19 protein-coding genes and 3 riboswitches are annotated in these 24,091 nt (G+C 49.4%); of the genes, 7 read left to right on the top strand and 12 right to left on the bottom strand.

The features are described 5' to 3' along the window. Nucleotides 1-112: 112 nt before the first annotated feature. The 3 genes from P402_RS0102845 (at nucleotide 113) to treC (ending at nucleotide 6,143) form a co-directional block, all read left to right on the top strand. Complete coding sequence (locus P402_RS0102845; RefSeq protein ID WP_235188808.1) at nucleotides 113-2,827, top strand: sensor domain-containing protein; 2,715 nt, start codon at nucleotides 113-115, stop codon at nucleotides 2,825-2,827. Nucleotides 2,828-3,033: 206 nt separating this feature from the next. After that, nucleotides 3,034-4,473: a PTS system trehalose-specific EIIBC component gene (gene treP, locus P402_RS0102840; RefSeq protein ID WP_026827328.1), complete on the top strand. Its 1,440-nt coding sequence runs from the start codon at nucleotides 3,034-3,036 to the stop codon at nucleotides 4,471-4,473. Nucleotides 4,474-4,499: 26 nt separating this feature from the next. After that, nucleotides 4,500-6,143: an alpha,alpha-phosphotrehalase gene (treC, locus tag P402_RS0102835; RefSeq protein ID WP_026827327.1), complete on the top strand. Its 1,644-nt coding sequence runs from the start codon at nucleotides 4,500-4,502 to the stop codon at nucleotides 6,141-6,143. Between the two features lie 59 nt (nucleotides 6,144-6,202). On the opposite strand, the gene P402_RS0102830 is transcribed toward treC, so the two are convergent. Next, complete coding sequence (locus P402_RS0102830; RefSeq protein WP_026827326.1) at nucleotides 6,203-7,561, bottom strand: alanine/glycine:cation symporter family protein; 1,359 nt, start codon at nucleotides 7,559-7,561, stop codon at nucleotides 6,203-6,205. 196 nt (nucleotides 7,562-7,757) lie between these two features. Next, the gene (locus tag P402_RS0102825; protein WP_235188807.1) at nucleotides 7,758-8,573 is read right to left on the bottom strand and encodes a DUF6612 family protein; all 816 of its coding nucleotides are present in this window, start codon (nucleotides 8,571-8,573) and stop codon (nucleotides 7,758-7,760) included. 248 nt (nucleotides 8,574-8,821) lie between these two features. Between P402_RS0102825 and P402_RS0102820 the strand changes: the two genes are divergently transcribed. Beyond that, entirely contained in the window at nucleotides 8,822-10,180 is a 1,359-nt protein-coding gene (locus P402_RS0102820; RefSeq protein ID WP_034769633.1) for an alkaline phosphatase, read from the top strand. Nucleotides 10,181-10,191: 11 nt separating this feature from the next. Next, nucleotides 10,192-10,845: a DUF4352 domain-containing protein gene (locus P402_RS0102815; protein WP_026827323.1), complete on the top strand. Its 654-nt coding sequence runs from the start codon at nucleotides 10,192-10,194 to the stop codon at nucleotides 10,843-10,845. Nucleotides 10,846-10,892: 47 nt separating this feature from the next. Here the strand turns inward: P402_RS0102815 and P402_RS0102810 are convergent, their stop codons facing one another. The 9 genes from P402_RS0102810 to P402_RS0102765 all read right to left on the bottom strand — a co-directional run bounded on the left by P402_RS0102810 (nucleotide 10,893) and on the right by P402_RS0102765 (nucleotide 21,194). Beyond that, entirely contained in the window at nucleotides 10,893-13,535 is a 2,643-nt protein-coding gene (locus P402_RS0102810) for a putative bifunctional diguanylate cyclase/phosphodiesterase (RefSeq protein ID WP_026827322.1), read from the bottom strand. A 130-nt stretch (nucleotides 13,536-13,665) separates the two neighbouring features. After that, nucleotides 13,666-14,124, bottom strand: a complete 459-nt coding sequence (ribH, locus tag P402_RS0102805; RefSeq protein ID WP_012371577.1) for a 6,7-dimethyl-8-ribityllumazine synthase — start codon at nucleotides 14,122-14,124, stop codon at nucleotides 13,666-13,668. 1 nt (nucleotide 14,125) lies between these two features. Then, nucleotides 14,126-15,310 carry a 3,4-dihydroxy-2-butanone-4-phosphate synthase gene (gene ribB, locus P402_RS0102800; RefSeq protein WP_026827321.1) on the bottom strand — a complete coding sequence of 395 codons (1,185 nt, stop codon included), beginning with the start codon at nucleotides 15,308-15,310 and terminating at the stop codon, nucleotides 14,126-14,128. After that, nucleotides 15,310-15,936 (bottom strand): riboflavin synthase, encoded by a 627-nt coding sequence (locus tag P402_RS0102795; protein WP_026827320.1) that lies wholly within the window; start codon nucleotides 15,934-15,936, stop codon nucleotides 15,310-15,312. The genes ribB and P402_RS0102795 overlap by 1 nt, the downstream gene beginning before the upstream one ends. Further along, nucleotides 15,921-16,967: a bifunctional diaminohydroxyphosphoribosylaminopyrimidine deaminase/5-amino-6-(5-phosphoribosylamino)uracil reductase RibD gene (gene ribD / locus P402_RS0102790; protein WP_026827319.1), complete on the bottom strand. Its 1,047-nt coding sequence runs from the start codon at nucleotides 16,965-16,967 to the stop codon at nucleotides 15,921-15,923. Before ribD ends, P402_RS0102795 begins: the two co-directional genes overlap by 16 nt. A gap of 157 nt (nucleotides 16,968-17,124) precedes the next feature. Continuing rightward, nucleotides 17,125-17,268: riboswitch (FMN riboswitch) on the bottom strand. A gap of 159 nt (nucleotides 17,269-17,427) precedes the next feature. Continuing rightward, nucleotides 17,428-18,639 (bottom strand): M20 family metallopeptidase, encoded by a 1,212-nt coding sequence (locus P402_RS0102780; RefSeq protein ID WP_026827318.1) that lies wholly within the window; start codon nucleotides 18,637-18,639, stop codon nucleotides 17,428-17,430. A gap of 27 nt (nucleotides 18,640-18,666) precedes the next feature. After that, complete coding sequence (locus P402_RS0102775; protein WP_034770134.1) at nucleotides 18,667-19,488, bottom strand: MetQ/NlpA family ABC transporter substrate-binding protein; 822 nt, start codon at nucleotides 19,486-19,488, stop codon at nucleotides 18,667-18,669. 34 nt (nucleotides 19,489-19,522) lie between these two features. Further along, nucleotides 19,523-20,173, bottom strand: a complete 651-nt coding sequence (locus P402_RS0102770; RefSeq protein WP_026827316.1) for a methionine ABC transporter permease — start codon at nucleotides 20,171-20,173, stop codon at nucleotides 19,523-19,525. Then, nucleotides 20,163-21,194 carry a methionine ABC transporter ATP-binding protein gene (locus tag P402_RS0102765; protein ID WP_026827315.1) on the bottom strand — a complete coding sequence of 344 codons (1,032 nt, stop codon included), beginning with the start codon at nucleotides 21,192-21,194 and terminating at the stop codon, nucleotides 20,163-20,165. The genes P402_RS0102770 and P402_RS0102765 overlap by 11 nt, the downstream gene beginning before the upstream one ends. Nucleotides 21,195-21,280: 86 nt before the next feature. Beyond that, nucleotides 21,281-21,384, bottom strand: a riboswitch (SAM riboswitch). Nucleotides 21,385-21,632: 248 nt separating this feature from the next. After that, nucleotides 21,633-21,736, top strand: a riboswitch (SAM riboswitch). Nucleotides 21,737-21,798: 62 nt separating this feature from the next. On the opposite strand from P402_RS0102765, the gene P402_RS0102760 reads away from it, so the two are divergent. Beyond that, complete coding sequence (locus P402_RS0102760; protein WP_235188806.1) at nucleotides 21,799-22,557, top strand: alpha/beta hydrolase; 759 nt, start codon at nucleotides 21,799-21,801, stop codon at nucleotides 22,555-22,557. Nucleotides 22,558-22,626: 69 nt separating this feature from the next. Here P402_RS0102760 and P402_RS0102755 read toward each other — a convergent pair whose 3' ends face one another. Then, nucleotides 22,627-23,247, bottom strand: coding sequence for a thymidine kinase (locus P402_RS0102755; RefSeq protein ID WP_081776597.1), 621 nt, complete (start codon nucleotides 23,245-23,247; stop codon nucleotides 22,627-22,629). A gap of 177 nt (nucleotides 23,248-23,424) precedes the next feature. Here P402_RS0102755 and P402_RS0102750 point away from each other — a divergent pair, with 177 nt between their 5' ends. Next, nucleotides 23,425-24,075, top strand: a complete 651-nt coding sequence (locus tag P402_RS0102750; protein ID WP_026827312.1) for a DedA family protein — start codon at nucleotides 23,425-23,427, stop codon at nucleotides 24,073-24,075. Nucleotides 24,076-24,091 lie beyond the last annotated feature (16 nt).

The raw sequence follows: 24,091 nt of genomic DNA, 5'->3' as shown, positions 1-24,091 counted from the left end.
TTAGGTTTCTTTTTATATTTTTTAACTGGAGGTTTTGCCATTGCCATTTAAGAAAGGATTACAGACCCTACTAAAACGTAGTCAGGACGTATCCACCATTGATGAACATTTCATGGAAAACCATCCGGATGCGATTTATACACTCGACATATTAGGACGCGTTACGCGTCTAAATGATAAAACCTCTTCCCTGCTCGGTTATACCAGACGTGATTTAATGAATCATTTCAGTTTTTTCATTCATCCGGAGGATCAAGGGCCAACACTTCAACAGTTCCAGAAAGTCATGTCCGGGAGCAGCCAAACCTATACCATACGTGTCCGTCACGCGAACGGACAGTATCTTGAGATGCAAATCGTCAACATCCCGATCTTTTCAAACGATTTGATCGTCGGCGCTTACGGGATTGCGCGTGATTTAACGGCCAACCGTGTGATGAAACAGCAGATGGACGCGATTCAATTTGATCAACAATTGGTCGAGACGCTTCCCGGTATCGCCATTGCCGCTTTTAATGAAGACGGCTGTTTGTTACGTGCGTCCGATTCGTTCGCCGAACTGTTTGGTGTTTCACCGGACCAAATCAAGGCATTGTCTAAACAAGAACTGTTTCAACGAATCGATCCTGCCTATCAGCAAGAATTTCGGGAGTATCTCGATTTACTAAAAGCCAATCGTCTTCTGCCTTCGCTTGATATTGAAACCCGTGTCCTGCATCCGCAATATGGTTTTCAAGATGTCTTTTGCCGGTGTGCGTTCCGTCAGACTGACTCTCAAGAGCACGCAGAGTTGACGTGTGTCATCTACAACTTATCAGAACACAAATCGCTTGATAAACAGCTTCATGATGAAAAGGAAAAGTTACTGACGTTCCAACAAGTCTCGACCAGTGCCATCTACCGTTACGATTTTATGGAAAAGACAATCATTTTCCATACACGCGGCTTTGAGAAGATTTTTTCCGGCATCCTTCACCACTATGAAGCCACGGAAGGAATCTGGGAAACGGATTTGATTTTGGAAGAAGACCGTTCGAAAGTTGAAGCGAGTCACCAGCGTATCCTCGCCAACCATGAAATCGAACTTTCATACCGGATCCAACACGACGGAATATTGTATTGGGTATTAGAAAACCGGACGCCGATCTGCAACACAGACGGTATCGTCTCCGCCTTTCAAAGTGTCATTCAAGACATCACCCAGTTAAAACAGCAGGAAGAGAAAATCTTTCAGCTGGCCATGCATGACCGCGTGACCGGTCTGCCGAACCGGACGCTCGTCCTCGAGAAAATCGCGCAATGGATCAAGACGTATCCGACGTTCAGTGTCCTGACGGTCAGTTACAATACGCTCCAGGACATCAATCATGATTTCGGTTATGCGATCGGCGATAAATGGCTGTCGAAAACGGCGACCCAACTCTTACACCAACTTCCAGGCGCTTCTTACTTCGGTCATCTGTACGGTGACGAATACATCGTCCTGTTCCCGAACGTCGTCTCGGAATGTTCGATCAACAAAATCTGCGAACAATTGCTTGAGCTATCCAAACAAAAAATCGTCATCGATTCTTACGAATGGTATCCGGCCATCGGAATCGGTGTAAGCCGGTTCCCGGAAGATGCCGATTCGGCGGAAGAACTTGTCAAGGCGGCGAGCATCGCTCTCGGACGAGCCCGTGTCAATGACTACAGCGTCTATTCGTCGACCTTCAATATCGAGACATACCGGCGCCATGAGCTTCAAAAAAGTATTCGGACCGCTATCCGACGCAACGAACTGTTTCTCGAATACCAGCCAAAGGTCAATGCCTGGTCCGGAACAATCGTCGGAGCGGAAGCCCTGATTCGTTGGCAGCATCCGGACTGGGGACGGATTCCGCCAAACGACTTCATCCCTTTGTCTGAAGAAAGTGAGATGCATATCCTGATTGCCGACTGGGTGCTCGAAGAAACATGCCGGAACATCAATCAATGGATTCTTGCCGACTTACCGATTGTTCCGATTTCGATCAATGTCTCTCCGAAACGATTGATCCATGGAAACTTTGCCGAGACCTGCCAAGAGACACTCCAACGCTTCGGAGTTTCACCAAGCATGCTTGAAATCGAGATTCTCGAGACTGATGTCTTGTTTGATAACAGTAAAATCCAACAATCGCTTCAAATGCTGAGTCAAATGGGGATCAAGATTGCCTTAGATGATTTCGGAAAGGGGTATTCCTCGATTTCTTATCTACAACAGTATCCGATTGATACGATTAAGATTGACCGACAGTTCGCGACGACATTGGTCCAGGATAAAAAAACACAATCCGTTGTCCGGAGTATCCTCTTCATGGCAAAGGAATTCGGCATGGGTGTCGTCGCAGAAGGTGTCGAGACGATGGGGCAACTCCATTTCCTAAGAGGACTGGAATGTACGACCATCCAAGGGTACTTATTCAGTAAACCGTTACCAAAAGTACATTTTGAACGCGCGATGCGAGAACGACAGATTGCGGCGACGGAAGCGATGACTGCTCCGACCAGCAAACGGACGGTCGATGCCTCGATTACGATTCAACGACTGAACGGACAGGATATCCATGTTGGTCGAACAAACATCACGGTCTCCAAAGGAACGATGCATGGTGTTTCCTTCTATTCACCGCTGCATTTGCCTGTTCATGAAGGGATCGAACTCGTCTTGATTTTGAATCAGCAGTCGATTCCAGTCCGACCGCTCCAGGCGATTGAACTGGATAATGGTCTGATCGAATATGAATGCCAGTACTTGGATGTGAAGCAGTCCCATCTCGTCTTTGAGGCGTTGCAATCTTCCTGAAAAAATAAGTCGGACTCTAACATAATCGGTTCTTCTTGAAGACCAGCTTCCGGGCTGGTCTTTTTTTATAATTAAAGCGGCCTCAAACTTATCTATATAAGTTGTTGACTTAACTTATATAGATAAGTTAAGATGAGTGTGCGCATATAAGAAAACGTTTTCATTTCAAATGAGTCCTCAGTTTAATCCATAAAGGAGAATGTGAGATGAAACCCAACTACCGGCAAATTGCAGAACAGATCATCGAACGAATCGGTGGTAAAGACAACGTTGAGCAGGCAGCCCATTGTGTCACCCGCCTCCGCTTGACATTAAAGGATCAAAGTCTGGTCGAGCAGGAAGCATTGCTCGAAGTCCCGCTCGTCAAAGGAGCTTTCCTCAATGCGGGTGTCTATCAAATCGTAATCGGCGCAGGTGACGTCGACCGTGTGTACGCCGAGTTCATTCAATTGACCGGCTTACAAGCAACGACGATCGCCGACGTTAAATCGTCCGGCGCCTCCAAGATGAATCCGTTCCAAAAATTGATTAAAATCTTTTCCGATGTCTTCATGCCAATCATCCCGGCCATTATCGTCGCCGGACTGTTAATGGGAATCAACAATCTGTTCGGCATCGAGTTTGGCGGCAAGACGATGATCGAACGGTATCCGAACCTGCAAGGCTTATGGGATTTGATCAACATGATGGCTAACACGGCCTTCGTCTTCCTGCCGGCACTGGTCGGCTGGTCCGCCACGAAACGCTTTGGTGGCAGTGAAATCCTCGGAATCGTCATGGGTCTGATGCTCGTGCACCCGGATCTTCTGAATGCTTGGAATTACGGTCAAAGTGCACTAAAAGGGGATATTCCGACATTCAATATCCTCGGCTTATTTGAAATTGAAAAAGTCGGCTATCAGGGACAGATTTTACCGGTCCTCGCGGCCGCTTACGTCTTAAGTACAATCGAACGGTGGCTCAAAGATCGTGTCCCGAATGCGATTCAGTTGTTGGTCGTCCCGATTACAACGATTACCTTAACCGGTTTTCTGGCACTTGCCGTCATCGGACCGGTCACCCGTCAAATCGGGGACTGGATTACAATCGGCGTCGTCAACACGTTTGAAGCCGTTCCCTTACTCGGCGCGTTACTTTTTGGTGCCCTTTATGCCCCACTTGTCATCACAGGGATGCACCATATGTTCATCGCTGTCGACTTACAATTGATCGGACAAAGCGGGACGACATTCATCTGGCCGATGATTGCGATTTCAAACATCGCCCAAGGATCAGCGACACTTGCGATGTTGTTCCTCGCGAAAAATTTCAATGATAAAAACATGGCCTCGACTTCGGCCATCTCGGCTTACTTCGGCATCACCGAACCCGCCATGTTCGGCGTCAATCTCCGGTTCAAGTATCCGTTTTACGCGGCACTTGTCGGATCAGCGATTGCGTCTTCCTTCATCGCCGTCAGCGGTGTGCTCGCACCGGCGATTGGTGTCGGCGGTCTTCCGGCATTCATCTCGATCGTTCCGGGATCGATTCTGTCGTTCATCATCGGAATGGTTATCGCAATTATCGTTCCGATTGTCTGTACGTTCCTGTTCCATTATGTCTCAACGAAACGCGCCCGGAAAGCGGCACTCAAAGAGGCCGCATAACCGTTTTTAGAAAGGTGTGACCTGATATGAACCTTATTACAACCGACTGGCGTAAATCCGCCGTCTATCAAATCTATCCGAAAAGTTTTTACAGTCCGGAAGGCAAACCGACCGGCACCCTGCGCGGCGTGACCGCGAAACTCGATTACCTGGCGGAGCTCGGCGTCGATTACCTTTGGCTGACGCCGGTCTATGCGTCACCGCAACGCGACAACGGTTATGATGTCAGTGACTATTATGCGATTGATCCGTCTTACGGCACGATGGCAGACTTTGACGAATTGATTGCGGAAGCGGATAAACGCCAGTTATCCGTCATGATGGATATCGTCGTCAATCACTGTTCGACGGACCATGACTGGTTTCAGAAAGGACGACATCCGGACAGCCCCTACCACAACTACTTCATCTGGCGGGACGAACCAACGGATTGGGTATCGAAATTCGGAGGTCCTGCCTGGTCGTTTGACGACATCGCCGGTAAGTACTATCTGCACCTGTTCGACGAGACGCAGGCCGATCTCAACTGGGAAAACCCGGCACTCCGGGAAGCCGTCTATCAGATGATGTGCTTCTGGCGTGATAAAGGTGTCCGCGGTTTCCGGCTCGATGTCATCAACTTGATTTCAAAAGACGACAGTTTTGCGAATGACCCGACCGGTGACGGACGGAAACACTACACGGACGGTCCACGTGTCCATGACTACCTGCAGGAGATGAATCAACGTGTCTTTGCCGGTCACGACTTGATGACCGTCGGTGAAATGTCGTCGACGACACTCGATCATTGCCTCCGTTACTCGAGTACAAATGAACAGGAGTTGAAGATGACGTTCAACTTCCATCATCTAAAAGTCGATTATCCGAACGGGGAGAAATGGACGGCGGCGCCGTTCGATTTCCTGGAGCTGAAACGGATTATCTCCGACTGGCAGGTCGGGATGCAGGGAAATGCCTGGAATGCGATTTTCTGGTGTAACCATGACCAACCCCGTGTCGTCAGCCGGTTTGGTGACGATACGGTTTACCGGGTAGAAAGTGCGAAGATGCTTGCGACGACATTACATGGATTGCAAGGAACACCGTACATCTATCAAGGGGAAGAGATCGGAACACCGAATCCGGACTTCACGGACCTGACCGATTACCGGGATGTCGAGACGCTGAATGCCTACACCGAAAAGATGGCGCTCGGTCAAACGGAAGCTGACATTTTGGCAGCAGTCCGTCAAAAATCCCGCGATAATGCCCGGACACCGATGCAATGGGATGCTTCACCGAACGCCGGTTTCTCGACCGCGACACCGTGGATTCCGGTTCCTGAAAACCATACCTCAATCAATGTCGAAGCGGCGCTCGCCGACCCGGACTCTGTTTTCTATCATTACAAAAAGCTGATTCATCTGCGCAAACAGTATGATGTCTTGACGAACGGAAGTTACCGGCTTCTCACACCTGACGATCTCTCGCTTTGGGCGTACGAACGGACGACCGACGACGAACAGGTTCTCGTTCTGTCGAACTTTTACGGCACGACAATTTCGTTCACGTTACCGAACGAGTGGCTTGATCATCAGGTGTTGATTCAGAACTATCCGGATGTCTTAATGACGTCAGGGCACATAACATTACGCCCTTACGAATCCATCATGCTGTATCAAACGACTTAAACAAAGAAATCCCGCACTCTCTATATGAGAATGCGGGATTTTTTGCAACATCAGTGATTTCAGGAAATTCGTCGTTCGGCTTCTTCCCGTTTCAGCTGTTCCCGGAACAATCGTGTTTCTGCGATGACGACACCGGACAAACCAATCAAACCAATCAAATTCGGAATGGCCATCAGTCCGTTGAAGACGTCGGAAATTGCCCAGACCATGTTCAAGTTCGTCGTCATCGCACCCAGTCCCGCGACGAGCACAAACAGAATCCGGTACGGTAAAATCGACTTTTGACCAAACAGATAATAAATTGATTTTTCACCGTAATACGACCATCCGAGAACCGTTGAGAAGGCAAACATGACGAGACCAATCGTCACGATGTACTTCCCGGCCGGTCCAAGGAAGACTTCAAAGCTGGCTGTCGTCAATTCGACCCCTTCCAGCTTTTTATCGAGTTGACCACCCATAACAAGCGTCAATCCGGTCATCGAACAGACGACAAGCGTATCCAGAAACACCTGTGTCATCGAGACGAGCGCCTGACGTCCCGGAAAATCCGTCTTCGCAGCGGCTGCTGCAATCGGTGCAGAACCGAGACCCGCTTCATTCGAAAAGACCCCACGGGCGACCCCGTAACGAATTGCGGCACCAATGGCACCACCCGTAATCGCTTCGTTCGAGAACGTACTGCTGAAGATCGTCGCGAGTGCTCCCGGAATCAGATCAAAGTTCATGACCATGATGAGGAGTCCGCTTCCGACATAAAAGAAAATCATGAACGGCACAAAGTAACTGACGACTCTGCCGATTGATTTGACCCCGCCTAGAATGACGACCCCCGTCGCCACCATCAAGACGATTCCGGTTACATACAACGGCACGTCGAACGTTGACTTCATCGCCAGCGCAACAGAGTTTGTCTGAACACCGTTTCCGATTCCAAAGGCGGCAATCGAAGCAAAAGCGGCAAACAACACACCCAACCATTTTTGTTTCAACCCCCGTTCGAGATAGTACATCGGCCCCCCGGCCATCTGTCCTTTCTCATCGACGACACGGTACTTGACGGCGAGAATCGCCTCGGCATACTTCGTCGCCATTCCAAATAATCCGGACAACCACATCCAGACAATCGCACCCGGTCCCCCGAGGACGACTGCTGTTGCGACGCCGACGATATTCCCTGTACCGACCGTCGCCGCAAGTGCTGTCATCAATGCCTGAAAATGACTGATATCCCCTTCCGACGTATCATCCTGGTGCTTCGAGAATGCCAGTTTCAGGGCATACGGAAGCTTCGTAATTTGAATGAATCCGAGTCGTATCGTCAAGTAAATCCCCGTACCGACCAAAAAGATAAGCAACGGCGGTCCCCATACGAAATCGGATACCGTGCCAATCCAATCACTGAACGATGTACCCATTCTGTTTCCCCTCCTTCAATCCGGTATGTACTTTTCTATTTTTTCAGAATTTACAGATAATTGTCAACACTTAATTTCAGATGCATAGGATTGCGCAACTTATATTTTTTAATAGTTTAGAAATGATTAAATCATCACAACAAACGCCTTCTCGGGGAGAACCCAAAAGACGTTTGCTTTTTATCTGTTACGATACTTATTGATTTGCACTCGGTAATTCCTGGGCATCTTTTGCTTCCGCCGGCAATTCAATCGACTGAATTTCATTAAATTTCGAGAACGTCGATTCGTTTTTCATCGAAAAGTCCGTTTTCCCGTCAACCGCAAACTCCATCTCCATATCCATCGTTTTTGGATAGTAGGTTTTTGCGTCATAGGTCATCGAGTAGACCATCTTTTTATACTCAATTTGATCCATGACCTCTTTCATTTGATTAAATTGCCCGGACTGTTCCAGGGAATCCTTCATAAACGCTTTCAACTGATCCCCTTTTAAATCCACATCTACTTGATAGACGTTACCGCTCTTTTTAACTGTCCAGCTGTCTTTATATTTTTTCAATAATTGCAGGTTTTTATCTGTTGAGACGGTTGATTTCATCTGATTCATCATCTCACCGAGTTGGGATGCATCCTGAACAAACCACTGATCATTTTGAGAGAGGTACAACTTATCATCCATGATATAACTTTCCACCTGAAGATCTTTTCCATCTTGCGGGTTTTTCATATTAACTGTCTGATGCATTGCGAGCGGTTCTTGAATCAGATCGACCGTTACACTCTGATCCACCGTCATGTCGCCAACATCCGATGCCGTCGTTCCTTCCATCCGGAACGATTTAATGTCTTCTTGCGCATTCGATGCTTTTTTCAGCAACTCCGTATTCGAAAGCTGTTTCGACCCGTTCTCCCCTTGACCATCTTCTATCGTCTGGTCATTACACCCTGCTAATCCAATCGTTGCCGTGAGGAGCCCGATCGTCATCCACCTTGTCTTCTTCACCGTCATTCCTCCTTCAAACAGATTATCTTTCTTTACGATCTGTCACTGGAAAATGTTTCAAAACCACTTCTTATCTTATTACCGTTCTGACTCTTTTTTACTCATCAAACTTAACGTCCATCTGTCCAACGTAAATTTTAAACTTTGATTCTTAACAAAACTTTACACCGGTCAAACGTTCGTTTTACAGTCCAAAGCTAGAGTTAGTCCTGTAGATCTGAACCGTACTCATTTTCCTGAAGGAGGAACCATCCATGAAGTTGAAACGAATCATCCCGATTGTGGCATTATCGACATTATCCCTTAGCACGATGATCTCGACAGATGACGCCGAGGCAAAAACAAAATCATCCAAATCCCCGGAAATCCGGAACGTCATCTTTTTGATTGGAGACGGGATGGGTGTCTCGTATACGTCTGCTCACCGTTATCTCAAAAACGATCCAACGACGCCAATCGCTGAGAAAACAGCATTCGATAAATATCTTGTCGGTCAACAGATGACTTATCCGGAAGACCCGGAGCAAAACATCACCGACTCGGCGTCTGCCGCGACGGCAATGTCGTCCGGTGTCAAAACATATAATGCAGCGATTGCGGTCGATAACGACAAATCAGAAGTCAAAACTGTTCTCGAAGCGGCGAAGCAACGCGGCAAATCGACAGGACTCGTCGCGACATCCGAAATCACGCATGCGACGCCGGCCTCGTTCGGGGCGCATGACGAGAATCGCAAGAACATGAACGCCATCGCCGACGATTATTTCAAGGAGCGGGTCAATGGCAAACACAAGATTGACGTCCTCCTCGGCGGCGGGAAATCGAACTTTGTCCGCCCGGATGTCGATTTGACGAAATCGTTTAAGAAAGACGGTTACAGCTACGTCACGGATCTTGATCAAATGCAGGCGGATAAGAACAAACAAGTTCTTGGTCTGTTCGCGGACGGAGGATTGCCAAAACGAATCGATCGCGAGAATACCGTTCCATCTCTCGAACAGATGACGAACTCGGCCATCAAACGTCTTGATTCGAACAAAAAAGGTTTCTTCCTGATGGTCGAAGGAAGCCAAATCGACTGGGCCGGTCATGACAATGACATCGTCGGTGCCATGAGTGAAATGGAAGACTTCGAACGGGCCTTCAAAGCAGCAATCGCTTTTGCGAAAAAAGATAAACACACACTCGTCGTCGCAACAGCCGACCATTCGACCGGTGGTTACTCGATCGGAGCAGACGGCATCTACAACTGGTTCGCCGAGCCGATCAAGGCTGCGAAAAAGACGCCGGACTTCATGGCGGCAAAAATCATTGAAGGCGCAGATGTCCGGAAAACCTTGACGACGTACATCGACCAAAATCGACTCGCCTTGACGGAAGACGAAATCCAGTCCGTTTCACGTGCCGCGGAGTCGAAGAAAGTACTAGACGTCGATAATGCGATTGAAGATATCTTCAATCAGCGCTCACACACAGGCTGGACGACAGGTGGACACACCGGGGAAGATGTCCCCGTCTATGCCTTTGGTCCAGCGAAAGAACGATTCGCCGGTCAAGTCGATAATACGGATCACGCCAAAATCATCTTCGATCTGTTGAAATCGAAGAAATAAGGAGACTTTCCATGAAACAGATACTTGCTGCCTTGATGCTCGGGACGATTCTTTCGGGTTGCGGCAATGCGCCAGACACCATACAAGAAAAGTCGTCAGAGAAATCGGTCCCGAAACAGGAGACACCGGTATCGATCGAGAAGTCTGCCACGTATGTCCCGAACCCGCAATTACCAGATGACCGTAAACTGACGACCGTCAACCAATCGGTATCCGACGATAAAGGTGAACTGACATTAAAACAAATCGTCCGTCCTGATGTGACACGAACCATCGGACCAATCACGATGAAGATTGAAGAAATGAAGGTGTTCCATGCCCGTCCCAGTTACGGGATGATTGACTTTTTCCACGGCTTCACCCATGACGAATCCTTCGACCTCGTCAAGACGCGTGTGACAATCACGAATACAGGTGACGAACCGGTCACCTTTAACCCTGTTGCCCATTTTAAACTCGACGCTAAGACTGAGAAGACGATCGGGGACGATGTCTACCTCGAGTCACTCGCGACGACATACGCGCCGTCCGAGACACGGACCGGTAACTTTGGCTTCATCATCGAACAACCGCTCGAGTCCGTTGAATTATTGACCAGTGACGTCCTGAACGGGAAACGCGACGTCCTCGAAAAAGGCGTTTCGGTCTCAACAACACTCAAGTGAGAACAAAAAAACAGGCAATCCTTTCCGCATAATACGGAAGGGATTGCCTATTTTTGATACAACGCCGGAATCTGTTCGTGCGGCATCGGACGACCGAAGTAATACCCCTGCATCCGTGAACATTCCAACCGATTGAGGACATTGACCTGTTCCAGCGTCTCGACTCCTTCCGCGATGACTTCGAGCTCAAGCGATTTCGCCAAGTGGATGATCGAAGAGATCATCGAGTAGCCCGTTGTTGCCGGCTGGATTTTTTCGACGAACTCGCGTGGAATCTTTAGCGTATCAATCGGAAAATCAGCCAGTCGGGACAAGGAAGAATAGCCGGTGCCGAAGTCGTCAATTGAAATCGTAAAACCAAGCTCTTTTAACCGGTTCATCGTCTCGACCGTTTCCTCAATATCTTCCACGGCCGAGACTTCCGTGATTTCAAGATCAATTCTGGTCGGATCGACCTGTGTCTCTTCGACAAGTCGAACAAGTGTCAGGACAAACGTCGGATGGTGGAACTGTTGCATCGAGACGTTCAGTCCGACCTTCAAGGTCAAGCCGGCATCTTCCCACTGCTTCGCCTGTAAAAATCCTTCGCGTAACACCCATTCGCCTAAACGAATGATCATCCCGGCCTCTTCTGCCATCGGAATGAAATCGTTTGGGGCAATCATACCGAGTTCCGGATGATTCCAGCGGATCAACCCTTCGACACCGACCATCCGGTACGTTACCGTATCGACTTGCGGTTGATAATACAAAACCAGTTGATTCGTATCGATCGCAACCGGCAATTCGGATTCGAGCCGCAATCGGTACGACGCCTTCTCCGCAATATCTTCAAAGAAGATAATCGATTTCCCGCCGCTTGATTTGGCCTGATACATCGCTAAATCGGCTTGTTTCAACAACGTCACGATCGGCTTGTCGGTTGTCCGCTGATAACCGACGGCTCCGATACTTGGGTTCGAAATCAGTTCAATCTCATCAATCGTATAGGTCATGCGTAACCGTTCGAGCAGTCGGGTCGTCCGGATCCGTCCGTCCGTTTCCGATGCGACATGACGCAAAATGACCGTAAATTCATCCCCACCTTGACGCGCAACCAGATCGTCCGGCTCTGTCACCTCTTGTAAGCGGCTTGCGACTTGAATCAATAACTGATCTCCGACGTGGTGGCCAAACGAGTCATTAACGAGTTTGAAGTCATCCAAATCGATGAAGCACAAGATGATCGTTTCATCGTCCTGTTCCACTTCTACCAAATGATGAAGCACTTCTTCAAAGTACGTTCGGTTGATCGCTCCGGTCAAATGATCGTAATAAGCAAGACGGCGAATTTTCAATTCATTTTCCCGCACCCGCGTAATATCCTGACCGATTCCATAGATGCCAACAAACCGGTCCCGGACACGAATCGGAATGTTTGTTACGTTCAGCAAAACATCCGTCCCGCCCGATTTGCGAAATGTCGTTTCAAATTGATGCGCCGTCATCTCCTCATCAGCCGCTGCTTGTTGTTCCATCAGCTGTTGATAGGATTTGCCGACCAGCTGGTCCGCACTTTGCTCCGTCAGTTTTTCAAAGGACGGATTGGCACTTTTGATGCGCCCTTTCAGATCCAGCGAGTAGACGGCATCCGGATGATACGTAAACAATGACTTATACCGCTCTTCACTCTCTTCAAGTTCGTCTGCCTTATGATGAATTTCTTCTATTAATTCGTGATTACTCAAAATCATCAAAATTTGCCGAATTAAAATCAACAGAATCGTAATCGCGCAGCCAATCATCAACCCGTTCAAGGCTTCGTCACGCCGTGCGTACAGGGCCATCGTTGAAAACAGGACGATGACGAGCAAATACGGCAAAAACAGTTTCCCGAGTTGCACCGTACTCCGTTGCTGTCTGTCACTCGGCTCGTTCGCACTTACTGATTTGCTGACATGCCCCGCTACACCGACCATTAATAATCCGAGGATGAATAACGGATCGATCAAGCGAACCGCCTCATTGCCACTGACGGTCGTCATATAGACAAACATCGTGTCAGCAATAACCTGCAGTAAAAGTCCTAAAAACAAGAATTGGAACAAACGGATCCGTTCGCGCCACTCTTTTTTCTCAAACAGATAATAAATGCTGATCATACAAAACAGAAGCACGATGTCACACATCGGATAAGCAAACGCTAAAATCACCTCACCACGTGACGCAAACGGTGTATCGAACAGGGGACGAATCAAGAAAAACCAGCTGTAGGTGACGGCGACCGTCATGACGATGGCAATATCGAAGATAAAACTGATCAGCCGGTTTTTCGTGACGTGCCGGCGAATCAAATGTAAAAAAGCGGCTAAAAAACAAACCGATTGTAAGATGTAAAAAACATCCGACACGCCTGGAAAGGGGACATCCATACGCAAAATATTTTCATAGGACATCCAAACCAATTCGGCAATCAGATAACTCCCCGTCCCGAACGCCAAATACAGAAAAAACCGCCCTTCTTGTTGACGGAACGTCCGGTGCGCCTGCAACAGAAGAATCGTTGCCAGCAAACAGCCGATGATCGAGAACAGATTGCTTCCCCAAGCCAAAAGCGCCGGTCGGTCCTCCAAAAGAATAATCCACAGGTAGTACATCGTAATGAAAATTAAGATACCCGGCAGATAATACGATTTTTTAAGACTGATCATGTACCTTTCCTCCTTCATGAAAAAGTCCTTCTCCTTCCATTAGGGATAGAGCATTCAAAGTCCTGCGCGGGAGACAAAAAAGAAACCTGCTTCCATCAGAAACAGGTCTCAAGCCTTACGTTTTCCTTCATCAAATGGTCCGTAACAGATTCGCCATCTCAATCGCTGAAACCGCCGCTTCATATCCTTTGTTGCCCGCTTTCGTTCCTGCCCGTTCGACAGCCTGTTCGATCGAATCCGTTGTCAGGACACCAAAGATAATCGGAACTCCCGTTTCACGTGACGCACCTGCGACCCCTTTCGCGACTTCGTTACAAACATAATCGTAGTGGGATGTCGCGCCGCGGATGACGGCACCGAGTGTGATGACAGCATCATAGTTTCCGCTTTTCGCGAGCTTCTCTGCGACGAGCGGAATCTCAAACGCTCCCGGCACCCATGCCGTATCGACAGCATCCGCCGCGACACCGTGTCGACGGAACGCATCGTTTGCGCCTCCAACTAATTTTGATGTGATCAATTCATTAAACCGTGCTGCGACGATTGCGACGCGTAGTCCTTCACCTGTTAAAAATCCTTCGAATACCATGTTATTGTCCTCCTTGGATGTCGAGCAGATGCCCGAGTTTCGTTTGTTTGGTCTGCAGATACTGCTTGTTTTCCGGGACCGGTGCAATCTCAAGCGGGATCCGCTCAAGCACGGTGATGCCGTGTCGTTCCAGTGCCTGTTGTTTTTCCGGATTATTCGTCATCAGCCGAATTTTCGTCACACCTAAATCGTGCAACATCGCAGCCGCAACGGTGTAATCGCGTAAGTCTGTCGCATACCCGAGTGCGTGATTCGCTTCAACCGTATCGAGTCCCTGTTCCTGTAACTCATAAGCTTTCAGTTTCGCCATCAAGCCGATTCCCCGCCCCTCTTGCCGCAGGTAGAGAACAGCTCCGCCTTCATGTCCGATACGTGCCAGTGCCGCGTCAAGTTGCGGACCGCAATCACAGCGTTTTGATCCGAAGACATCTCCCGTCAGACATTCCGAATGCAGCCGGACGAGCATCCCGTCTTCCGGTTCTCCCGATAAGACGGTGACGTGTTCTTTTTGATCAGGCGTCGTATAACCGAGCATCCGAAACGCACCGTGTGCTGCCGGAAGCAAAACGTCCGCTTCCCGCCGGACGGGGCGTTCGAGATACGTGACGAGCGCGTCAATCGTGATCATCTTCAGTCCGTGGACTTCTTTATACGTCAACAAGTCGTCTACACGCGCCATCGTCCCGTCTTCTAAGATGATTTCACAAATGACGGCAGCTTCGGCACTTCCGGCAAGCCGTGCCAAATCTACTCCGGCTTCCGTATGACCGCGCCGTTCACGGACACCGCCCTCTTTGGCGATTAGGGGAAAGATGTGACCGGGACGCTTAAATTGTTTTGCCCCGTCCGTCAGCATCCGTTGAATCGTCAACGCGCGTTCCGCGGCACTGATGCCGGTCTTTGCTTCTTCGTGATCGATGCTGATCGTAAACGCCGTTCCGTGCGGATCGGTATTGTGATCCGTCATCGGGTTCAACTCGAGCCGGGCTGCGAGTTGCGGGCTGACCGGAACACAGACGAGTCCTTTCCCGTATGTGATCATGAAGTTGATTTGTTCCGGTGTTGCATGTTCCGCGAGGAGAATCAGGTCTCCTTCGTTTTCCCGGCTTTCATCGTCACAGACGATGATCGGACGTCCGTGTTTTAATTCTTCAAGTGCTTCTTCTACAAGATCAAATCCGTTCATCATGCTCCGCCTCCTAAAAATGCCGACCAATCCGTTTTTTGTTCCTGTTGCGTAAAGTGATACAGATGTTTCGCCATTAAATCACATTCGATATTAACGAGCGCTCCGCTTTGCAGCCGGTCGAATGTCGTCACCTGCCGGGAGTGCGGAATCAACGAGATGGTCAAACTGTTTGCCTCCACGTGTTGAATCGTCAAGCTCGTTCCGTTGATCGCGATTGACCCTTTCGGAATACAGTATTTGCTCCAGTCACCGGTCTCAAAGCGGTATTCCATCGCTTCACCATCCGGTCGACGGCTTAAGAATCGTGCTGTTCCGTCGATATGTCCGCTGACGAAATGACCGCCGAATCGTCCGTTCGCCGGCATCGCCCGCTCCAGTTGGATTGGTGTTCCGACCCGCAACGTCTGAAGAGACGTCGCCCGAATCGTTTCATGAACGGCATCTGCCGTAAAAGCCGTCGAAGTCATCGCCGTGACCGTCAAACAGATGCCGTCGACGGCGATACTGTCACCGATTTTCGTTCCTTCAAGGACATGCTGCGCTTCAATTTCGAGTGCTAAACCGTTCGGACGCGGGACTTTTCGTTTGATCGTTCCGACTTCTTCAATCAATCCTGTGAACATGAGCCGTCTCCTTTCCGCGTATAGCGCAGATGCACATCCTGTCCGATTTGCGCGACGTTGGTTAAATCAAACCGGTCTTCAATCTCGATTGTGCTCGTCAATCCGGTCGTCCCTTGTAAGACCGACGGGGCTTGATAGATGTCAAGACGATCGACAAGATCTACTTCTAAAAACGCCGACTGAATCGTGGGTCCTCCTTCAATCAACAGACTGCGGATGCCTTGGTCGTACAAGATGTCTAAAATCTGATTCGGTGTCGTATACGTGCCGACGAGAACCGTGACATTCGATTGAACCGAGACACGCGGCTGTTCCGTCAGCCAGTATGTCGGATTCAAGCCGTCCCGAAAGACTTGGGCTGTTTCCGTCAACCGTCCGCGGCGATCGACAACGATCCGAATCGGTTCAGGTCCGGCTTCCGTGCGTAACGTCAATGCGGGATCATCGACTAAGATCGTTTCACTCCCGACTAATATGGCGTCATGTGTGGCCCGCAGCTCACGTCCTGCCGCCCGGGCTGCAACTGACGTAATAAAGCGTTGCTCACCTGTCGTCACGATACCGTTTAAACTTTGGGCGACCTTGACGGTGACAATCGGTCGTTTCCGCTCGAGACTTTGCCAAAACGGTGTATAAAAACGAACCGCTTCGTCCTCCAGTAATCCGACTTCGACCGTCAGTCCGGCTTCACGCAGACGTGTAATACCTTGTCCGGCGACGATCGCATGCCGATCTTCCGTTGCGACGAACACCCGCTTGATGCCGGAGGCTAAAATCGCCTCCGTGCACGGCGGTGTCTTTCCGTGATGATTACACGGTTCAAGCGTGACGTAGAGATCGGCACCGCGCGCCGCCTCTCCTGCCATTTTCAACGCTTCGACTTCCGCGTGCGGACCACCCGCAAACCGGTGCGCACCGAAGCCGATCACTTTTCCATGTTTCGTAATGACACAACCGACACTCGGATTCGGACTTGTTTGTCCGTCTAACATCCGTGCCAATTGCATCGCCTGATGCATTCTATTATTCATGTTTTCGCTCCTTTCAAAAGAAAAGACGCCGCTGCATTTGCAGGGCGTCATGATTGAAGGGTCACGAAAGAAACGTCTTGTTTTTCTGTTTAAAAGCATACAGAAATAGACCTTTTTCTGAACAGATTTTTTCAGAAAATGGTTTCAAGCACATTTTTTCGTTCTTCTCCCATCCGGACTTTACCGTCGGCCTTGGAGTCACACCAAGTCAGCCATAGTGCGTACACTATGGGTCGCGGGCTCGTCGATTTAACATCGCATCACCGCCGGTTGGGATTTTCACCCTACCCCGAAGAACTGGTTATTCAGTTGTACAGGTCAAGATTAGCACAGGTAATTTTAAAATACAAAAAAAGAATTTGTTTTCTTTTTCTCGGATTAAGAAAAAAAGTATGGTTTTGCCCGACCAGTTGTCTTGATGACATCCGGTCGGGAAAACACATACTTACGTCTTTTGCTGTTAGGTCAAATAACCGTTTTTCCGGTCATGGAACTCTTGTTTGACTGTACCTAACAACGAGTCATCCGTCAGCAGACGTAACGCCGTCCGGGCTAGGATCTTGGCTCCCGTAATCAGTGCTTCGTCGCCTTTTTCCGATTTCGCCGCTTCCCGGAAACTTTCCGTGTGAGCGACCAAATCATCCGCTCCGATCTTGATGTACGGATGGATGGTCGGCAGGACCTGGCTGATGTTGCCGGCATCAGTCGAACCAAGACCCGGGCGTTCATCCGTCTTGACGTCTTCCCCAAGCGCCACTGCTTCCTCCCGGAAAATCTCGTCAAACGTCCGGTTGAACAGCAGGTTGTCGACCTCATTTTGGAAGGCGATGACCTCAAGCGTCGCCCCGGTCGCAAGGGCTGCTCCTTCAGCAACAGCTTTGACTTTCGCTGTCACCGCATTCAGCCGTTCGCGTGTCGTCGCCCGGATGAAGAAGCGGGCTTTCGCGTACTCCGGAATGATGTTCGGAGCATCTCCGCCGTCGGTAATGATACCGTGAATCCGGATATCACTCGGCAACTGTTGCCGTAATGCATTGATCCCGTTAAATAACTGAATGACCGCATCCAGGGCATTGATCCCTTCTTCCGGCGAAGCCGCCGCATGGGCCGGTTTACCGGTAAAGGCAAAATCGAGCGGGTCGACGGCAAGCGAAGAACCGGTGATCCGCGTTTTTCCGGACGGATGCACCATTAAGGCAGCATCAATCCCCGCCAGCAAATCGTGTTTGACGAAACTTCCTTTCGCACTGCCGTTTGGTCCGCCTTCTTCCGCCGGTGTCCCGAGGACGACGACACTGCCGCCGACTTCATCAAGGACTTTACTGACGGCAATCGCCGCTGCGACACTCGTCGTCCCGATGATATTGTGCCCGCACGCGTGACCGATTCCGGGTAACGCGTCATATTCAGCGAGAAATGCGATGGTCGCCCCCGGTTTGTCCGAAGTCTTTCGGGCAAGGAAGGCTGTGTCGTGTCCCGCGACACCGAGCTCAACCGTGAACCCTTCTGCCGTCAGGCGTTCGGCATGATGACGTGACGCAAAATATTCTTCGTTGCCAATTTCAGGTGTCGCATGAATCCGGTGGCTCGTCTCGAGATAAGACTCACGTTTTTGTTCAATGTCCTGTTCAATCGTTTGAATCAAGTTTTCCCGTATCGTCTGAATGGTCATTTTGGTCACGCTCCTTTGGATTTTTAGTTATTCCCCGATGTCACTGAGCGGGACGAACGTCGGAATCGTGCTTCCTTTGTACTCTTTTTTGATGAAGGCCGCGACATCGTCCTGCTGGTAGAGTGAAGCGATTTTCTTCAATGTTTTTTTATCCTTATCTTCCGTCCGGGTTGCGATGATGTTGATGTACGGCTTCGCCGTCTCGTTTTCATGAAGAATCGAATCCTTGATCGGGTTGAAGCCTGCATCGACGGCGATTCCGTTATTGATGATCGAAGCCGATACATCCGGTAGGACGCGTGGCGTCTGTCCGGCGACAACCGGGACAATCTTCAGTTTTTTCGGATTCTCGACGATCTTATCGACGGATCCGTTGCCGTCAAAGTCGTCCGGTAGCTTGATCAAGCCTGCTTCCTGCAACAGCAGCAGTGCCCGGCCCATATTGGTCGCCTCGTTCGGGACGGCAATCTTCCCACCGACCGGAATGTCTTTGACGTCCTTGACCTTATCCGAATAAATCCCCATCGGTGCAATCACTGTCGTCGCGATTGGCGACAGCTTTAACTTATGTTCCTTTTTGAAAGCGTTGAAGTAAGACACGGTCTGAAAAGAGTTCGCATCAATCTCACCTTCTGCCAGGGCCAGGTTCGGCTGGACGTAGTCGGAGAACTTAACGAGCTCAATCGTAATCCCCTCTTTCTTCGCTTTTTTCGCGACATATTCCCAAACTTGTGTATCAGAACCGCTGACGCCAAGCTTGACCGTTTTTTGATCTTCTTCTCCGGAAGCGGCACATCCCGCAAATAATACCGTCGTTAATGCTGCACCAATCGCTAAACCTTTTTTCATCATCCATCTCTCCCTTATCTGCTCTATGTTTTTTTTAATGTCTCCGAATTTTTCTTGCCAACAGATTACCTGTCGTCTGTAACCCTTGAACAAGAATCACGAGTATCCCGACCGTGATGATCATGACGGTCGTATCAAACCGTTGGTAGCCGTAGGTGATCGCTAAGTCACCCAGTCCGCCGCCACCAATCGCCCCGGCCATCGCCGATGCACCGATTAAGCCGATCGTCGCAATCGTCAAGTTCAGAACCAGCGAGCTGAGGGCTTCCGGCAACAGGAAGCGGAAAATCGTCTGCAACGGTGTCGCCCCCATCGCTTCTGCCGCCTCCAAGACACCGGTATCGACTTCCAGTAACGAACTTTCGATCAATCGGGCGATGTACGGTGCCGCGTAAAAAACAAGCGGAACGATGGCTGCCTGCGTCCCGATCGACGATCCGACAATCAAGCGTGTCAGTGGAATGATCGCGACGAGCAGGATAATGAACGGGACGGACCGGAAGATGTTGACGATGCCGCTTAAGACATTGAAGAAGGGAATTTGTTCAAGCAACGCCCCTTTGCGTGTGACGACGAGCAGAATGCCGAGCGGTAAACCGATTAATGTCGAGAAAAGTAACGACAGTCCGACCATCGTCAACGTCTGCAGGAATGCATTCCAAATATCTGTGTAATTAACTAACATCCGCGAGCACCTCCTCAACGACGACATCCGACTGATGAATGTAATGCAATGCCCGTTTGATTTCCGTCGCGTCGCCGATCAGTTCAACGAGCAGACTGCCGAACGGAATGTTTTGCAGTTCCGTGATGCTACCGTGCAGGATGTTGAGATCGACATCAAACCGTTTCGCGACTTGCGATAAGAGCGGTTGCCCCGTCCCTGCCCCGAGGAAGTTGATTTTGTAGATGTGATGTCCGGCATCCCGTTGATCGATGACGGTTTGAACCGATGCCGGAATTTCATCCTGCATGACGGAGCGGACGAAGTTTTTTGCCGTTGCCGTCTGTGGATTCGAGAAGACATCGAACACGGTACCCGATTCAATCAGCTGACCGGCTTCGATGACGGCGACACGGTCACAAATCTCACGGATGACACCCATCTCATGGGTAATCAGTAAAATCGTGATGCCGTATTCCTGATTAATCTGTTTCAACAGGCGTAATATGTGTTGCGTCGTCTGGGGATCGAGGGCGGATGTCGCCTCGTCACACAACAGGACCGACGGCTGGGTCGCGAGTGCCCGGGCGATTCCGACCCGTTGTTTCTGTCCGCCCGATAACTGATCCGGATAATGATCGGCCTTATCTGCCAAATCGACGAAGTCCAGTAGTTCGCTGACCCGCCGGTTGACTTCCTCTTTTTTGACACCTTTTAAGACAAGCGGTTTTGCGACATTCGCAAACACTGTATTCGAATCCAGCAGGTTGAAATGCTGAAAGATCATTCCGATATGTTGTTTTGCCTCCCGCAGCTGCTTCGCCGAGAGGGTTGTCAAATCTTGTCCATCGACCGTCACGCTGCCGGATGTCGGCCGTTCGAGCAGGTTGACGCATCGTAATAAGGAACTTTTCCCGGCTCCGCTGAAACCGATGACACCAAAGATTTCGCCTTTTCGGATTTCGAGATCCACTCCGTTCAACGCAGCGATCGATTGGTCATTTGTTTCATAGATTTTTTTTACATTTTTGAATGTAATCACCACTTTTTCCCCCTTCAAAATACAAAAAAGGTCTCTTCTTAAGAAACAAGAAGAGACCTGGATCCGCACAATGGCAGAATCCACTCGACTCATCTCTCAGACAATTGTCTGATGGAATTGGCACAGTGCTCATAATGAGTCTGTTGCCGAGGTTTCGTAGGGCCAGTCCCTCCACCTCTCTGGATAAGTGTTGCGGTATGAAATTCGTATGTGTGTTGTTGCCGGTTGAACTTATGTCGTAAAACTAATTTTTACACTACAGAAAGATCTTTTAAAGGTCAACCATATTTTCAAAAATAAACCATATGACCCATATCGATTGTTGTACCGGGACAAACCGGATCCTTGCATAAATTTTGATGCCATTAAAGAGAGTTTGACAATTCATTTCCGTCAATGCTATTATCTTCTCAATGATTAATCCGACAATTCCTATACGATATATCAAGAGTGGACGAGAGACCTGGCTCTAGGACTCCACGGCAACCTGCTACTGTGCAAGGTGCTCCGACCAGCAAAGCGGCTGCTTTGGATGATACACACGAGAAACTCGTTTGCGTCCAAAGCCAAACGGGTTTTTATTTTTGAAATGGAGGACGAGATGATGAGTATGGTTTATCCTGTTATACCGGGTGCAGAAGCCTTTTCCTTAGGACGCGGATCCGTCGGCATTTTGCTCTGTCATGGTTTTAACGCAACACCGCAAAGTGTTCGGGCTGTAGGAGAACAGTTCGCAGAACATGGCTTCTCCGTCTATGCGCCTCGCCTGCACGGTCACGGGACGGATGTACGGGAATTCGAAACGACGATGGCAGACGACTGGAAACAGAGCTTACGTGACGGCTTCGAACAATTGGCCGCACGGTGTGAATCAATCTTCATCGTCGGACAATCGATGGGCGCGACACTTGCCCTGTCGCTCGCCGCTGAAGGTCTCCCGGTCGCAGGAATCATCACCATCAACGCCGCCTTGGCTGTCCCTGCTTACGAAGCCTTGTCGTTCACCGATTGTCCGGTCTATCTTCCGGAAAGTGTCCCTGATATCAAACAATCGGCTTTTGAAATCATCTATGATCTTGTCCCCGCCGTCTGCGCTTCAGAACTGTTGCGACTCATCGATGAGACGCGACCACACTTAGCAACGATTCAAATTCCGACACTTATTTTATATTCTGCCGAGGATCACGTCGTCCCGCCAACCTGTTCGGATTATTTGTACCGGACGATTGGTGCAGCGGATAAACGCAGTTATTGTCTGCTTGACTCGTACCATGTTGCGACACTCGATTATGATCAAAAGACAATTGTTCGGGAAACCTTACGATTCGTCGAGCAGTTCAGCCAGTTGACACGGACCGGTTGATATAAAAAAAAGCGAACGATTCTTTGGCCTCACTGCCAGGAATCGTTCGCTTTTTCAAATCGGATATGCTCAATTCTGCTGTTGTTTTTTCCATTCCTGTAACGGTTTCGGTTTGCCCGGTACTTGATGACAATGGCGGCAACGTGGTTCATAGGATTCAGACGCCCCGACCAAAATGATTGGATCATTGTAGTTTGCGGGTTTCCCGTCAATCAATCGTTGTGTCCGCGATGCCGGATCTCCGCACGACAGACAAATCGCCTGTAATTTCGTCACGAATTCTGCACGTGCCAACAATTCGGGCATCTTGCCGAATGGCTCCGCCCGAAAGTCTTGATCGAGTCCTGCACAAATGACGCGTTTGCCATCTTGAGCCAGTGCTTCGATGACCGCGACGATTTCGTCGTCAAAGAATTGAACTTCGTCAATGGCGACGATTTGTGTTTCTTCCGCCACTGCTGCATAGACATCACGACTCGTCGCCATCGGAATCGCGATGACGGAATTGCCGACGTGCGACACGACATGCTCCTCGTGGTACCGATCATCGATTGCCGGCTTGAACACCTGAACCGGTAACTTTCCATACTGTGCCCGTCTGACACGACGGATCAGTTCTTCTGATTTGCCGGAAAACATGCTTCCACAAATCACTTCAATCCAACCATATTGATTGATCACATGCATCATCGTAAACACCGTCCTCTAAATTAGTCACTTTAACGAGTATAGCCCGAATCTAAATTGAGAAAAAGGATTGACTTCTAAAAATCAAAAACCCGTGCCAAATTCCCCATTTTCTTCATCTTCTCATTTCAACTGGTATGTATTTCCTGTACACTGAAAGAGAAGTTTCTTTGAAGGAAGGTGACTCCGATTCATCATATATTACATGAAGTCCTCCACCAATATGGAGCGTTCGGACTCGCCGTTCTGCTGGCCGGCGGAATCGTTGGTCTTCCTGTTCCGGACGAGACATTACTCGTCATGTCAGGATTCTGGATGCACCATGGTGATTTACCGCTTGCCGGAACGATCCTTGCTGCCTATGCCGGCAGCTGTATCGGTATGACAATCAGCTATGTCCTCGGTCTAAAGCTCGGAATGCCATTATTGCATCGAATCGCTCCGAAGTTACGGATTTCTGAAAAACATATTTTCAAAGCGGAAGCCGGATTTTTACGTTACGGAAAAACCGTCCTCATTATCGGTTATTACATACCCGGACTCCGTCAACTCTCTGCTTTTTTTGCCGGTGTCTCGAAAATGCCGTTCCGGATTTTCGTTACTTATGCTTATACCGGTGCTTTAATTTGGATCAGCATCTTTTTAGGGGCAGGTTATTTCCTGGGTCGTCATTTTTCCTTCAGTCTGCTCATGGAACATTTTGCAAATAATCCGGATACACTCCCGTATCTGATTGGTGCTGCCGGTGGAATCGGACTCTCTTTCGTCTTAAGAACGTATCTGGCGTACCGTACTAAGTTCTGTCTATACAAAAACAGCCTGCTCCAGTGATGGAGACAGGCTGTTT

The organism is Exiguobacterium sibiricum 7-3 (assembly GCF_000620865.1).
GTDB classification, from domain to species: Bacteria; Bacillota; Bacilli; order Exiguobacteriales; family Exiguobacteriaceae; genus Exiguobacterium_A; species Exiguobacterium_A sibiricum_A.
This window is presented reverse-complemented; position numbering and strand designations above follow the sequence as displayed.

Bases quoted from the DNA above. Each gene is read 5' to 3' on its own strand.
- P402_RS0102845 (WP_235188808.1), top strand. From the start codon at position 113: ATGGAAAACCATCCGGATGCGATTTATACACTCGACATATTAGGACGC.
- treP (WP_026827328.1), top strand. From the start codon at position 3,034: ATGAAACCCAACTACCGGCAAATTGCAGAACAGATCATCGAACGAATC.
- treC (WP_026827327.1), top strand. From the start codon at position 4,500: ATGAACCTTATTACAACCGACTGGCGTAAATCCGCCGTCTATCAAATC.
- P402_RS0102830 (WP_026827326.1), bottom strand. From the start codon at position 7,561: ATGGGTACATCGTTCAGTGATTGGATTGGCACGGTATCCGATTTCGTA.
- P402_RS0102825 (WP_235188807.1), bottom strand. From the start codon at position 8,573: ATGACGGTGAAGAAGACAAGGTGGATGACGATCGGGCTCCTCACGGCA.
- P402_RS0102820 (WP_034769633.1), top strand. From the start codon at position 8,822: ATGAAGTTGAAACGAATCATCCCGATTGTGGCATTATCGACATTATCC.
- P402_RS0102815 (WP_026827323.1), top strand. From the start codon at position 10,192: ATGAAACAGATACTTGCTGCCTTGATGCTCGGGACGATTCTTTCGGGT.
- P402_RS0102810 (WP_026827322.1), bottom strand. From the start codon at position 13,535: ATGATCAGTCTTAAAAAATCGTATTATCTGCCGGGTATCTTAATTTTC.
- ribH (WP_012371577.1), bottom strand. From the start codon at position 14,124: ATGGTATTCGAAGGATTTTTAACAGGTGAAGGACTACGCGTCGCAATC.
- ribB (WP_026827321.1), bottom strand. From the start codon at position 15,310: ATGAACGGATTTGATCTTGTAGAAGAAGCACTTGAAGAATTAAAACAC.
- P402_RS0102795 (WP_026827320.1), bottom strand. From the start codon at position 15,936: ATGTTCACAGGATTGATTGAAGAAGTCGGAACGATCAAACGAAAAGTC.
- ribD (WP_026827319.1), bottom strand. From the start codon at position 16,967: ATGAATAATAGAATGCATCAGGCGATGCAATTGGCACGGATGTTAGAC.
- P402_RS0102780 (WP_026827318.1), bottom strand. From the start codon at position 18,639: ATGACCATTCAGACGATACGGGAAAACTTGATTCAAACGATTGAACAG.
- P402_RS0102775 (WP_034770134.1), bottom strand. From the start codon at position 19,488: ATGAAAAAAGGTTTAGCGATTGGTGCAGCATTAACGACGGTATTATTT.
- P402_RS0102770 (WP_026827316.1), bottom strand. From the start codon at position 20,173: ATGTTAGTTAATTACACAGATATTTGGAATGCATTCCTGCAGACGTTG.
- P402_RS0102760 (WP_235188806.1), top strand. From the start codon at position 21,799: ATGAGTATGGTTTATCCTGTTATACCGGGTGCAGAAGCCTTTTCCTTA.
- P402_RS0102755 (WP_081776597.1), bottom strand. From the start codon at position 23,247: ATGATGCATGTGATCAATCAATATGGTTGGATTGAAGTGATTTGTGGA.